General features: G+C 22.6%; 13 protein-coding genes and 1 pseudogene. 3 read left to right on the forward strand and 11 right to left on the reverse strand.

The window, feature by feature from the left end:
• Positions 1–14 precede the first annotated feature (14 nt).
• The 3 genes from ACJA27_RS01575 to ACJA27_RS01585 all read right to left on the reverse strand — a co-directional run bounded on the left by ACJA27_RS01575 (position 15) and on the right by ACJA27_RS01585 (position 3,069).
• Positions 15–1,730, reverse strand: a complete 1,716-nt coding sequence (locus tag ACJA27_RS01575) for a hypothetical protein (RefSeq protein WP_406618244.1) — start codon at positions 1,728–1,730, stop codon at positions 15–17.
• A gap of 282 nt (positions 1,731–2,012) precedes the next feature.
• A complete protein-coding gene (locus ACJA27_RS01580; RefSeq protein ID WP_406618245.1) occupies positions 2,013–2,162 on the reverse strand; it encodes a hypothetical protein in 150 nt (49 codons plus the stop codon).
• The gene (locus ACJA27_RS01585; protein WP_406618246.1) at positions 2,152–3,069 is read right to left on the reverse strand and encodes a DnaB-like helicase C-terminal domain-containing protein; all 918 of its coding nucleotides are present in this window, start codon (positions 3,067–3,069) and stop codon (positions 2,152–2,154) included. Before ACJA27_RS01585 ends, ACJA27_RS01580 begins: the two co-directional genes overlap by 11 nt.
• A 472-nt stretch (positions 3,070–3,541) precedes the next feature.
• Between ACJA27_RS01585 and ACJA27_RS01590 the strand changes: the two genes are divergently transcribed.
• Positions 3,542–4,336, forward strand: coding sequence for an MAG0110 family membrane protein (locus ACJA27_RS01590; RefSeq protein ID WP_406618247.1), 795 nt, complete (start codon positions 3,542–3,544; stop codon positions 4,334–4,336).
• Positions 4,337–4,394: 58 nt separating this feature from the next.
• Here ACJA27_RS01590 and ACJA27_RS01595 read toward each other — a convergent pair whose 3' ends face one another.
• Positions 4,395–4,847, reverse strand: a complete 453-nt coding sequence (locus ACJA27_RS01595; RefSeq protein ID WP_406618248.1) for a hypothetical protein — start codon at positions 4,845–4,847, stop codon at positions 4,395–4,397.
• 318 nt (positions 4,848–5,165) lie between these two features.
• Here ACJA27_RS01595 and msrA point away from each other — a divergent pair.
• Together msrA and msrB are read left to right on the forward strand one after the other, a co-directional pair.
• Positions 5,166–5,645, forward strand: a pseudogene (gene msrA, locus ACJA27_RS01600) (peptide-methionine (S)-S-oxide reductase MsrA); the annotation flags it as partial.
• 36 nt (positions 5,646–5,681) lie between these two features.
• A complete protein-coding gene (gene msrB / locus ACJA27_RS01605) occupies positions 5,682–6,119 on the forward strand; it encodes a peptide-methionine (R)-S-oxide reductase MsrB (protein WP_406618299.1) in 438 nt (145 codons plus the stop codon).
• Positions 6,120–6,187: 68 nt separating this feature from the next.
• Here msrB and ACJA27_RS01610 read toward each other — a convergent pair whose 3' ends face one another.
• From ACJA27_RS01610 to rpsB, 7 genes are all read right to left on the reverse strand, one after another.
• Positions 6,188–6,493 carry an MMB_0454 family protein gene (locus tag ACJA27_RS01610; RefSeq protein ID WP_406618249.1) on the reverse strand — a complete coding sequence of 102 codons (306 nt, stop codon included), beginning with the start codon at positions 6,491–6,493 and terminating at the stop codon, positions 6,188–6,190.
• Positions 6,493–7,056 carry an elongation factor P gene (efp, locus tag ACJA27_RS01615; protein WP_406618250.1) on the reverse strand — a complete coding sequence of 188 codons (564 nt, stop codon included), beginning with the start codon at positions 7,054–7,056 and terminating at the stop codon, positions 6,493–6,495. Before efp ends, ACJA27_RS01610 begins: the two co-directional genes overlap by 1 nt.
• Before the next feature lie 64 nt (positions 7,057–7,120).
• Positions 7,121–8,221, reverse strand: a complete 1,101-nt coding sequence (locus ACJA27_RS01620; protein ID WP_406618251.1) for an EamA family transporter — start codon at positions 8,219–8,221, stop codon at positions 7,121–7,123.
• Positions 8,202–9,824 (reverse strand): sugar phosphate nucleotidyltransferase, encoded by a 1,623-nt coding sequence (locus ACJA27_RS01625; RefSeq protein WP_406618252.1) that lies wholly within the window; start codon positions 9,822–9,824, stop codon positions 8,202–8,204. The genes ACJA27_RS01620 and ACJA27_RS01625 overlap by 20 nt, the downstream gene beginning before the upstream one ends.
• Positions 9,825–10,015: 191 nt before the next feature.
• On the reverse strand, positions 10,016–10,753 hold the full coding sequence (gene mf1, locus ACJA27_RS01630) for a diacylglycerol cholinephosphotransferase Mf1 (protein WP_406618253.1): 738 nt from the start codon (positions 10,751–10,753) through the stop codon (positions 10,016–10,018).
• 42 nt (positions 10,754–10,795) lie between these two features.
• A complete protein-coding gene (gene tsf / locus ACJA27_RS01635; RefSeq protein WP_406618254.1) occupies positions 10,796–11,683 on the reverse strand; it encodes a translation elongation factor Ts in 888 nt (295 codons plus the stop codon).
• A gap of 20 nt (positions 11,684–11,703) precedes the next feature.
• Entirely contained in the window at positions 11,704–12,714 is a 1,011-nt protein-coding gene (rpsB, locus tag ACJA27_RS01640) for a 30S ribosomal protein S2 (RefSeq protein WP_406618255.1), read from the reverse strand.
• Positions 12,715–13,215 lie beyond the last annotated feature (501 nt).

Raw genomic sequence — 13,215 nt, forward strand, 5'->3', positions numbered from 1 at the left:
TTACTTTAATCTTTCTAAAAATCATTCTTTGATATATATTCATTTGTTTTTTCTAAATTTTCAAAAATTAATGAATATTGATATTTAAACAATAAACTACAGCTCATTTCGAAAGCATTAACTACATCATAAATTTCTGGGTTGATTGATTCATCTCTTTTTTCAATTTTATCTAGTGGTTTTGTATTGTCTTTGATAATAACTTGTTTTGCTAAACATTTAAGTAATGTTTCTGTATTAGGTAAAAAATTAATTAAACCATTTTCAAATATATTTTTTTGCCACATTTGTCTATCAACTATTCCAAAATTTTGTGTTGGTTTTCTAACTGCTTTTATTGCTCAACAATTGATTTTATTCTCTTCAAATAATAAATTTAATGCTTCTATACTTGAATGGTTATCACAAAACAAAACAGATGATTTACTATATAAAAAATTATTTTGAGAAAACCCATAAGGTAAATGTTTTTCAACTATTTGATTAAACTTTTTTATTATTTCTACTATTTTTTGATTTATAGCTTTATTTTTTCAAATTGTGTTTTTAGGTATAAGTGTTTTAATATCTTCAATTACTTTGATAACTATAACTCTACCATCTCTATGTAATGCTACTGATACAAATGCTGCATTATCGTGAATTCCTGGGTCATAACCGTGATATATTCCTATAATTTCCTGATTAGATAAATATTCATAAAATTTATGTTTAGATATTGTTTTTATTTTTTTTCTGATATTTCCATCACTATCAAAAATTATATTTTTCATAAAATAATTTAATTTAGTGTCTTCAAAGTTGAAAGCAAACCCTACAACAGTAATAACTCATAATCGATAATTTGTTTCACGTAATAAATCTAAATTTCTTTGTTGAATTTCAGAAAAATATTTTTTAGGTATAAAGTATTTAGAAAACATAGTTACGATAATTCCTAAACCTTTGTTAAAATCTTTGTTTTCTCTTTGAATAAAATGATTCTCTAAAAGTTCTGATAGCACATTTTGATTTATTGTTTCATCTTCCTCTAAAATTTTTATAGCTTGTTGATGATAATTTTTTATTAGAAAATGATTAGTTGTAAAAATGTTATAAAGAAACGTTACATTGATTTTAAAATTTTCTGGAGCTACTTCTCTTAAAACAGTATTAGCAATTAGTAATGGTAATTTTTCTTCTTGTAAAGCATATATCTCTTCTAATTCATGAGGTAATTTATTAGTATCTGCTGTATCTTCTAAAGGTTCATCAATAACTAATTCTCCAAATCTAAAATTAGAATTTTTTAATGTAAAACCTTGAAATGCTTGTATCTTTTCTCAATTCTGAAAATATATTGCTCTATCTATTCCACCATCTTCATATTTTCAATATGCTGCTTCATTAGTAACGTAAATAAAATTTCTAAAATCTAAATTGTGTTCTTCTGCTAGATAATATAAAACTTTTTCTAACATTGGTTTTAATGTATTACGAATATGGTTAAATTGATTTCTACATCAAACACTACAAAAATTATTTTCATTAACAAGTCTATAGATTGTTTCTATCATTCTACTAAACGATTTTGATACACCTTTAGCACCCGAATAAATTTTGTAAAATGAATTAGATTTATAAGCATTATATGTTGGGTTAACATCATTGTCAGTGTAATGTAATAATTCCTCTAATTTCTTTTCTGTAAATATTGGAGGTTTATCAATAGTATTTGAAGATATAAACATTCCTTAGTCCTTTCTTAATAACAATTTAGTTTGATTTAATACATACTAATGTTTTGTATTTATGTCTACTAGTATGTATGTATATATCTATCTACATATATACCTTTAGGTATATGTAGATATATACATACTAGTAATTCAAAAGTTGTTTTATACTAATTTTTTTCAAAACTTGATATATCAAATTCTTGGGCTCAAGTTGATACATCATTGAAGCATTTGTCACAACAAATAAAGTTTCCTCATTTGCGTAAATTAGTTGTTTTATTGCATTTGATACATTTATTCATTTTTTCTCTTTTCTAACAATTCAATTGCATATTCTTTAATTCTTTTTTCATAAAATTCCATTTGAAGTTCTCTTATTCTTTCTTCAAGTTCCTTATCAGAAATATTGCAATAAGAAACATTTTTTATTTCTTTATTTGCCATTTTCACTCCTTGAATATTTTTCAATAACTGTAAAGTTATCTTTTTCATAAAATTTAGCTTGTTCTGTATTAAAGATTAAACTTGATGTATTACATAAACCATTTCTATTTTTAGCAATTGTTAAAGATAATTCTTGAATTGTTTTTGTTTCATATGAATTTGAATTTTGTGAATATAAAAACATAATTATGTCTGCATCTTGCTCTATTGAACTTGTTCCCTTTAAATCACTAAAAGTCGGAATCATAGTTCTACGTTTTTCATATTCTCTAGAAAGTTGAGATAAACAAAAAACATTTATGTTATTTATCTTTGCTATTTGTTTTAATTGTTTAGATGTATCTTCTTGTGCCTTATATTCAATTGAATTAATTAAGTTGCTTTCTAATTGTTGAAAATAGTCAATAAATACAGTTCTAATTTTTATGTTTTGAGATTTTAAAATATCTAACATATTTTGAATATAACTTGGAGTTATTCTTTCTCCTAATTCATTGTCAAAAATTAAGATTTTTCTTTCTTTGAATAAATCTTTAACTCTATTCAATTCATTTTTTATTGCTTCTGTTGGTTCTAAATCATTTATTTCATTTCTAGTAAGTCAATTACTTTCAATTTGTAAAAACTTCTTATAAACATCAACAGCCGATAGTTCTAAACTTAAAAATAAAACGTATTCATCTTGTTTTAATTGTTTAGCAACATTAGTCATTATATTTTGTGCTAATGTTGTTTTACCAGTTCCTGGTCTAGCAGCCAAAATGTATAAACATCTATTTTGTAAACCATCGATATATTTGTCAATATTTCTAAAATTTGTAAATAATTTTTTATCTTGTAATTCCATTTTTTTAAACTCATCATATTTATCAGATAGATTTGATAATTCGTAAATACTTGAACTCATTTTTTCCTTTCAAAAATTGGTATAGCATTAAATATTTTAGGGGGTAATTTTTTTTAGGGTATGGGTCAATATTTAACAATAATTTGCTAATAAAGTCCCGAAAACCCTTAATTTGGGAACTTAATATCTATAAAGTCCCGAAACTTTAACACTTCAAAATTTAGATATAAGAAAGTGAAAAACAATAACATTTATTTGATTTGGAGAATATAGGTCATTGTTTGCTATGTTCTTATATACTCTATTTGTTATACAAATAGGTATATAAGACGCAAACAATGACATAGATTATGAAACCATTAAAAAAATATTAGAGTGTTGAACCTTATTTAATTTAAATTTTGAAGTGTTAAAATAAAACATAATCATTAAAAAATATTTGTTTTTTAACTTTTCATTAACTGAAGAATTTTATGAAAGGGAATTAAAAAAAGTCCACCACGGGACTTTATAAAAATAATATAATAAGCATATGGAATTAAAAGAACAAATATTTAATGAAAAAGATGAAAATCAAAAAGATTTGGTTAATCCAAAAAGTTTAAAAAAACATACTATTTTAAGTTTATCTTTAATATGATTTTCATATATATTAATTGTAACATTTAGTTTTGGTGCTTTATTAACTTGACAAGCTCCAGTTATAAAAATATGAATAAGTAGTATTTTTGCAAGAAATCCAATTTTTGCTTGAACTTTAATTATATCTTTATCAATAGTCCAAATTGTTTTAATGTTAGTTGTAGGTTTTTTTGCTCATAAATTACCTTTAGGATGATTAGCATTTTTCGCTACTTTGTATGCACTTATGATGGGTGTATTTATAATTCCTATTATCCAATTTTTTGTGTCACAACCATTAAGTGTTTCTTTTGGCTTAATTTTAATACCATCAGTAACAATGTTAGTAATGGGACTTTTAGGATATTTTGATGTTATTAATTTTAAAAAATTATGGCCATTAATTTTAGCGTTATCTATATCTTTAATAGTTGTTTCACTTATAGCGGTATTTACTATTAATAATAGTAATCAAAGAATATTAACTTTATTAATATCTGTTTTAGGTTTTATTGTAATGGCATTATATATGGGACTAGATTTTTGAATTATTTCAAAACAAGGAAAATATATTACTGAATATGAAATTCAAATTGAAAAAAAAGAATTAAATAGGTTAGGTTTATTATTTGGTTTACATTTAGCTATTGATTTTATTTATATGCTTTTATACGTTTTTAGAATTTATCAAGCAGTTTCAAAATAGAATATTTATAAAAAATAAACTCACAAAAAAATTTATGGGTTTATTTTTTAATTTTAAATTATTTATTTATTTTTGTAATAATTTTTAATGTCCTTAGTGTGAAAGATTTAAGCATCTTAATGTCTTCTTTGATTTCTTTTATATCATTTTGAATTGGTTTAAGTTCTTTTTTAGTGGCCATTTGTTGTTTTATGAAGGTAATTTCATTATTGATGGGTTTTAACTTTTCATCAACAATTTGAATAACGTTTTCTTTTGAAAGCGTGTTTTTAACAATTACAGTTTTTATAATTGTAGTTAATTCTTGAATAGTTAAACTTCCGACAGTCATATCAGGCTCCTTTGGTGGTTTAAGAACTTTTAAATCATTTAAATCACAAGTTCCTTCACATTTGATTATTCCGAAATCTTTTATATATTTAATTGTAAACTTTGGATTTTCAAATTCACTAATTTTTTTATTAAATTCTTTTTTGCTTACTAAAATTTCATCATTATTATATTTTTGCATTTAAACTCCATATAAAAATAAATTTTAGAAAAGAGCTTTGCTCATCTATATATGTCATATTTATTAAAAAAAGTAATAAAAAAATAATAATTTAACAAAAATCGCTTATTTTTCCATTTTCATTAAATTGTTAAATTGGTAATTTAATAATAATGAAGTGGTGTGAAATTTAAGTTTACTTAAAAAATAGTATGTTTAGTTTTTATTTTATTTAATAATTTTTGATGTTAAGATAATTTATTAAAAATTTCCATAGACAAACTTTTTATTATTTTATCTTGTAATAAAATTAATAAATAATTTTATGGAGGAAATTAAATGAAAAAAATATATTTAGCTGGCGGATGTTTTTGAGGAATGCAAGCATATTTTTCAAGAATTAAAGGAATTATTCAAACTAAAGTAGGTTATGCTAATGGTTTAACTAAAGACACAAATTACCAAAAAATTAAAACTACCGGTCATGTTGAAACACTTGAAATTATTTATGATGAAAATATAATCAATTTAGCAGAAATTTATGAAAGATTTTTATTAATTGTTGATCCTTATTCTTTAAACAAACAAGGCGAAGATGAAGGATTACAATATAGAAGTGGGATTTATTATTTAGATGAATATAGTCATAAATGTGCTATAGAAACTTTAAAAATTTTTGAAAAATTACATAATAATAAAAAAGTGGTTATTGAAGTATTACCTTTAAATCATTTTGTAAATGCAGAAGAATATCATCAAGACTACTTAGATAAAAACCCTAATGGATATTGTCATATTAATTTAAATATTTTAAATAAACCTTTATCAAATTTTAAAAAAATTTCAAAAGAAGAAATTGATAAAATGAATTTAGATACTTTATCTTATGAAGTTATGATATATAAAGATACAGAAGAACCTTTTACTTCTTCTTTTAATAAACAAAAAGAAGAAGGTTTATATATAGACAAAATAAGCAAAGAACCATTATTTTCAAGTGAAGATCAATATGATGCTGGTTGTGGTTGACCTTCTTTTACTAAAGGAATTACAACTGATTGTATTAGTTATACAAATGATTATTCACATAATTTAAGTAGAATTGAAACTAAATCAAAAATTCAAGATTCTCATTTAGGTCATGTATTTGAAGATGGTTTAAAAAATAGAGGTGGATTAAGATTTTGCATTAATGGTGCTGCTTTAGATTTTGTTCCTTTATCAAAATTAATGAATTCTCCATATGAAAATTTTTTACCTTATTTTAAAAGTTATATAAATAAGAACAAATAAGAAAATAATAAAATGAAACTCACAATGATTGATATGAGTTTCATTTTATTTTATAGAATTTTATTATTTTATGCTAGTCCTAGATAACAAATTTGAATGTTAGTGGGTTTAATCCCAATAGTAGAATTAATTAAATTTTCTATATCATTTTGAAAATCCTCAATAATTGCTAAAGAAATTTTTTTAGAAGCTTTGATTTTTATATTTAATTTAATAGAAATATTATTTTGGTCATCTGAAAAAATAATTTTAGAATCATTCAAAATTTTTATAGATTTATATTTTTTAGATACTTGATTAATCAAATCAAAAAAAACTTTTTCATTGATATTAGCAAATTGATTTAAACCACAATTTAGAGTTAAGATATTCATTATTTATTTGATTTTCCTGTATATTTTCCTGTTTCAGTAGAAATAGTAATTTTGTCACCTTCTTTAATAAACATAGGAGTTTCTAATTCATATCCTGTTTCTACTTTAACTTTTTTTTGTGGATTGGTAGTAGTGTTTCCTTTAACAGCATCTGGAGCTTCTGTAACAATTAAATCAACATTATCAGCAATTTCAATATCTAAAACTTCTTCTTCAAATTTTCTAATTTGAACTTTTGATCCTTCTTTAATAAAATTCATTTCTCATTTTACTTTTTCCAAAGGAATTTCAATTTGTTCAAAAGTTTCTTCATCCATTAAAACAATATTTACACCATCATCATATAGAAAAGTCATTGGTCTTTTTTCAATATGAGCTTTTTTAATCATTTCTCCACCAGTGTATGATTTAATGGTAATAGAACCAGTTCTTAAGTTTTTAACTTTAGCTTTAACATTTGCTTGTCCACGACCTTGTTTTGAATGTTGAGCTTCTAAAACAATGTAAATTTCACCTTCATCTTCATAAGTGATACCAACTTTAAAATTATTTACATTAATCATTTTTTCTCCTTTAATAAAATCTTTAAATTATTGATAAAGATAATTATATATATTTATTTGATGCTTATAATTTTACTAATTTTTTATAGTTTTGTGTAGTACATCTTTTTAATCTATATTTTTTAGAATAATTTTTATTTTTTAAATAAATTTGTATATTAATTTTTGATTTATATCCTATTTCTAATTTGTTTTTAACTTTGAAATCTAATAATCCAAAAATTGCTCCAAATAAAATTAAAAATCCCAATATATAAATATATCATTTGTGTGGAGTTCAAGAACTATCTAATATTTTTGTTAGTGGTTCTATAACCATTGTTCAAAAAGCATAAGTAATATTTATACCTGTAGCTTTAGATACACTTAATTTATCAATAGCTCGATAATATAGCATAAAAGAAATGCATACAAAAAGTCCAGATAAAAAAAGCAAAAATAAAGTTTTTTTCGAATTATTAAAATAATTAATAATTATTTGATTATTATATGTACCAAAAGAAGGTAATAAAATCAAAATAAAAGTTATTACTGAAGTTAAACTTCTTATTAGAATAGAAATATAAGGATCAATATCATTTTTTAAACTAATAGAAGAAAGAAAGGCTTCCATTCCTCATGCTATTACTGAAATAGAAATGAATAAATAACCTTTTCAATTATTGCTTTGGTTTATGCTTTCAATAATTCCTAAAGAAGATGCGGCAGTCACAGCAATGATTAAACCTAAAATAGTGTTTCAATGAGTTTTTTGTTTAAAAAATAAATAAACACACATTGTAGATAATATGGGAAATAAAGTAGAAATAGAAGAGGCCTTAGTTGGTGATATTTCTAAAATAGCCATATAATACATAGCAGTCCCCAAAGGAGCACCTATAAAAGAACTTAAAATTAGTATTCAGATATTTTTATTTTTAAAAGGAAATAAATTGCTTATTCTATATTCTTTTTTAATGATAGGAACTAAAATTAAGGCTCACATTAATGAGAATAAATCAACAACAAAAGCAGATAAAATTCCAAACTTTAGACTACCTATTTGATTATCTAGATTAGAGTTAAGAATTGAAAATCAAGTTAATAAAATCCCACCAATAGCTCAAGAAATTGCTGAAAAAATCCCGCCTTCAATTTCTTTTATTTTATTTTTTAAAGATGTCATATTTTTCCTCTAACAGATTACTATAGTATTTAGCATTATTTAACATATGATTTAAATAATTATAAGAAATGTTATTTCCTTTATCAATGAAAGCATATGTTCATATCCATCATAAATATCCTAATAAAGCCATATATGCATAAACTCTTATTTTTTCTTGTTTATGTGCGTTATTGTCGAAATAGATATTTATAGTTTTATCTAGTCATTCTTGATTATAAAAAGCACTTGTAGCAAAAGCAGCAATATCAATCATTGGATCAGCATCACCTGCATATTCATAATCAATTAGTTTAACTTCATATTTATCATTTATTAGAAGATTATCTGGTATAAAATCTATATGACAAAGTACTTTTTTTATCTTTAAATTATTGACATATCTGATTATTTTATAGACTTTTTCGGATAATTCTTTTTCTAAATCTAGTTTATACTTGCTTTTATTTATTTGTTTTTTGTATTTATTAATTTCTTCTTCTATATCAAAATTATTTCCCAATAAATAATTGTGTTCATGAAATTTTCTTATCATTTTGAAACTACTAAAAACTTCGTTTTCATTATATTGATCAACATTTTTATGGTCATTTTCAAAATAGGAAATTTTAGAAGCAGTTTTTTGATTATAGAAAAATAATTTTTCAGCATTAGGAAAATTTTTTATTAATTGATAAACCTTATATTCTCTTTGTCTATTGATTATGTTTTCAGTACCGATTCCTGGGGAACGATAAACATATTTGGTGTCATTAATTTCAAATGAAAAAGAGTTATTAGTTAAGCCTTTTTTAATAGTTTGAATATTTTTAATATCTTTAATTTTGACATTAAAAATTGAACAAATTTCTTTTAAACAAATATTTTTTTTTAAAATTTCACCTTGTTTATCAATTTGATAAATATCTTGTAAATTATCTATTTCATAAATATTTTGATCTTGATTATTTATTTTTATAAAATCTTTTTTTATAAGAGCAAATAACGTTTCTTCTCAATAAGCTTTTTCTTTATTTTCTTGATCACTTAAAATTTTAGTTGCCTCTTCAATAAATAGTTTTGAAGTTTTTTCATTAAAATAAGAAGCTCCAGTAATGAAAAAGTCGTTTTTTTTCAAATAACAAGGTTTAATTTTGTTGATATTATTTTCAACATCCCATTCTATTTTTCATTCAAAAATGTTTGAATTATCAGAAATATTTTTTACAATGGATAAATAAGAAAATTCGTTATCAGAATTAAAATAATTATTTTTAATTCAAGTATCACTTGTTAAAATGTAAGTGTTTTTTAATTTATCTTTTGCTAAAAACAAAGAATATAAAGAATTAGTATTGTTATATTCTTTGTTTTCAATAATGTTAAGTTTATATTTTTCTTTTAATTCATAAAAAAATTCTTTTTTAAAGCCAACAACAAGGGTAATATCAGTTATATTTTTTTCTTTTAAAAAAATAATTTGTCTTTCAATCATTGATTGATTTTCATTTATTTTTAATAAACCCTTAGGTTTTTCAAAAGTTAAAGGAACTAAACGAGAACCAAAACCAGCAGCCAATATCACTGCATTTTTTTCAATTTTATTTGAATTAATTTTTAGCATATTTTTCCCTTATTAAAATATAAAATAATATATTTTTAATTATAATTTTATTTAAAAAATAAAGAACAAAATACTAGATGAAATATTTAATTATTCGTTAAAATGTTTACTTTATAAAATAAATTTATTTATAAAAAAACAGCTTAATTTTTTAATTATGCTGTTTTATAGGTAAATATGGAAATTATTGATTATTTTTTATTTAAATTCATATCGTACATTCCTAAATGTTCTGACATTTTATATTTAATAGGAACCATTCAATTTTTACCATAGTTTTGTTCTAGTATATCATTATAATTTTTAAAAACTTTACAAGATATATTTTCGAATTCTTTATATTCAAAATTATTGAAATTTAAATCTTTAAAAGTATTATTAATAGTTATTTTTTTAAAAGGCCAATTTATTATTATATTTTTATCACCGTTATCATTTTTTAAATCACTTATAGCATCTAATAATTTATATTTTTTAAATCCCCATGTTCAAAATAATAGTTTATTTGCAATTTTTAATTTTAATTGTTCATTATGTAATGATCTATGAGAAAAACTATGAAGGTATCTTAATTTATTTTTTAAAGATAGATATTTTTTAATATTTATTTCTGAGGTTTTAAGAGTTATAAAAAGATCAATAAAAACTGCTTCCATATCACTTTCATTATTATTGGTAAATTTAGGATAAAGTAAAAAATTAGCACTATTATAATTGGTTTTAATTTTGTTTGGATAATTTTTTATTAATCATTCATATGTTTCAATAGGAATAGCTATATCAATGTCATCATCTCAAGGGATGAATCCTTTTTCTCTAATACAACCTAATAAGGTTCCATAAATCAAAGAATATTGTAAATTATTGCTTTCCATTATATAAATGAATTCTTTAAATAAATTAAAAACTTTTTCTTGTTTATTATTCATATAATTTTATTTTAAAAAATCCTGTTTAAAACAGGATTTTAGTTATTTAGCTTCTTTTTGAGCAGCAGCAACTTCTGCAGCAAAATCAGTTTCTATTTTGGTAATTCCTTCACCAACTTCAAAACGAACAAAAGAAATTAATTCACATTTTGATTGTGATAAGAATTTTTCAATAGTTAAACCTTCATCCATAACAAAATTTTGTTTTTCTAAAACAAATTCTGAAAATTGTTTATTTAATCAACCTTCTTTAATTACTTTTTGGATATTAGTAGGTTTTTTATCAAAACCAGCAGGTTCTTCGAATTTTGTTTCTATTTCAGATATTTTAGTTTGAGGTAAATCTTTTAATAAAGCAAATTCAGGATTCATAGCAGATACATGCATTGAAACTTTTCTAGCTGCTTCTTGATTATTTCCTTTAACTAAAACAATAGATGCCATTTGACCATTAATGTGAACATAATTACCTAAAACTTCATCTTTACCTGCTTTTTTATAAGCAAACCTTCTAAAGGTAATTTTTTCTCCGATGGTTGCAGTAGCATTTTCACATAGGGATTCAATAGTTTCTTTTCCAATTTTAACTTTTAAAGCTTCTTCATTTGATTTTGGTTTAGCTTTTAATATTGCTTTAGCTATATCATCAACTAATTTAATAAATTTTTCATTTTTAGCAACAAAATCAGTTTCTGAATTAACTTCAACTAATACTGCTTCTTTTTCATCACCAGCAATAGTTACTAAACCTTCTGCTGATATTCTACCTGCTTTTTTAGCAGCTTTTACTTTTCCATTTTCTTTTAATCAATTAATAGCTTTTTCGATGTTTCATTCAGATGCTTCTAAAGCATTTTTACAATCCATCATTCCACCATTGGTTCTTTCTCTTAATTCTTTAATAAGAGCCATTTTGTTTATTTCAGCCATTTTAATCACTCCTTATTAAATTATTTAGTTTCTTGTGTAGAAGTAGTGTTTTCTTTTACTTCTTTTTGAGTATTGGTAGTTTCTTTTTTGAAGTTATTTCTTTCACCATATTCTCTTTTTACAAATGGTCTTCTTTGGAAATTATTTTCTCTTCTTTCTGGATTAATAAATTCTGGGAAAACAATTTTTTCATCAGGCTGGTAAGCAAATTTAGCTTGTCCACCTCTTGCTGTAGCAATAGCATCAGCTAAGATAGTAATGATTAATGAAATACTTTTTGCAGAATCATCATTAGCAGGAATACCAAAATCTAATGAATATGGATCAGCATTAGAATCTAAAATTCCAAATACTTTTACACCCTTTTTTCTTGCTTCTTTAATTGCAATAGCATTTTCAATAGGGTCAGCAACAATCATTACATTAGGAAAATTAGAAAATGCGTTCATATTTCTAATACCTTCAAGGTTTTTATGTAATTTATCAAGTTCTTTTTTAAATAAAAGACTTTCTTTTTTAGTGTAGCCTTCAAAGTTTTTTTCTGCTTTCTTTTCTAAATCTTCCATAGTTTTTACTCTAGAAAAAATAGTAGAAGAATTGGTTAAAATTCCACCTAATCATCTTTCTGAAACATAGTGAGATCTAGTTCTTATAGCATTTTCTTTAATAGCTTCTTTAGCTTGTTTTTTAGTACCAACAAAAATAAAATTTAATTTTTTGTTACTTGCTAATTTGTGTAACAATTGATATGCAAACTCTAATCTTGATAAAGTTAAATTAGCATTAATAATGTGAACACCTTTGTTTGGTTTTGGAAGCAAGAATTCTTTCATTTTTGGATTTCATTGACTAGCTTTGTGTCCAAAATATGTTCCTGCTTCTAAAAGTTTTTCTCTTGAAACAATAGGTTTTTTAACTTCAGCATTTGCTGTTGTTTCTTTGTTTTCTTTTGTTGAATTTTGTTCAACTTTTTTAGTTTCTTTTACTTCTTTTTTTTCTAAAGAAGGATTTTTAATTTCTTTTTCTGACATTGATTTTATGTTCCTTTTAGTTTGTTTAGCATCCTATTATTTCGAACATTTAGCACTTTTTCTAAAAGCACACCCAAATGAATCCATAATAGTGTTATATAAAAAAATGAATTTATAAAATTCTTTTATATTTTACTATATTTATTAATTTTTTTATTGATAAATATATCAAGGATTAGTTAAATATATTTTATTTATTTTGCTTATTTATAGATATTTTAATAAAAAGCAAAAGACAATTTTTAATGTTTTTTTCTATGTTTTTTATTTAAAATTTATTTTTTAGTTTTAAAATAAATAAAATTAAAAATGAAATTAATACATTTATTATTACAAACATAATGCTATTATAAATTAGAGGAATTTTACTGTATATTTTTAATGAAACTTTTTATGATAAAATCATAAAAGTGGTTAAATATGTAATAAATGTTATTAAAAATAAAATAGAAATTAATAAAATAATTAAAATATATTTTTTAATTTTGGAAATATTAGAGA

This window comes from Mycoplasmopsis lipophila, assembly GCF_045276895.1.
Taxonomy (GTDB): domain Bacteria; phylum Bacillota_I; class Bacilli_A; order Mycoplasmatales; family Metamycoplasmataceae; genus Mycoplasmopsis; species Mycoplasmopsis lipophila.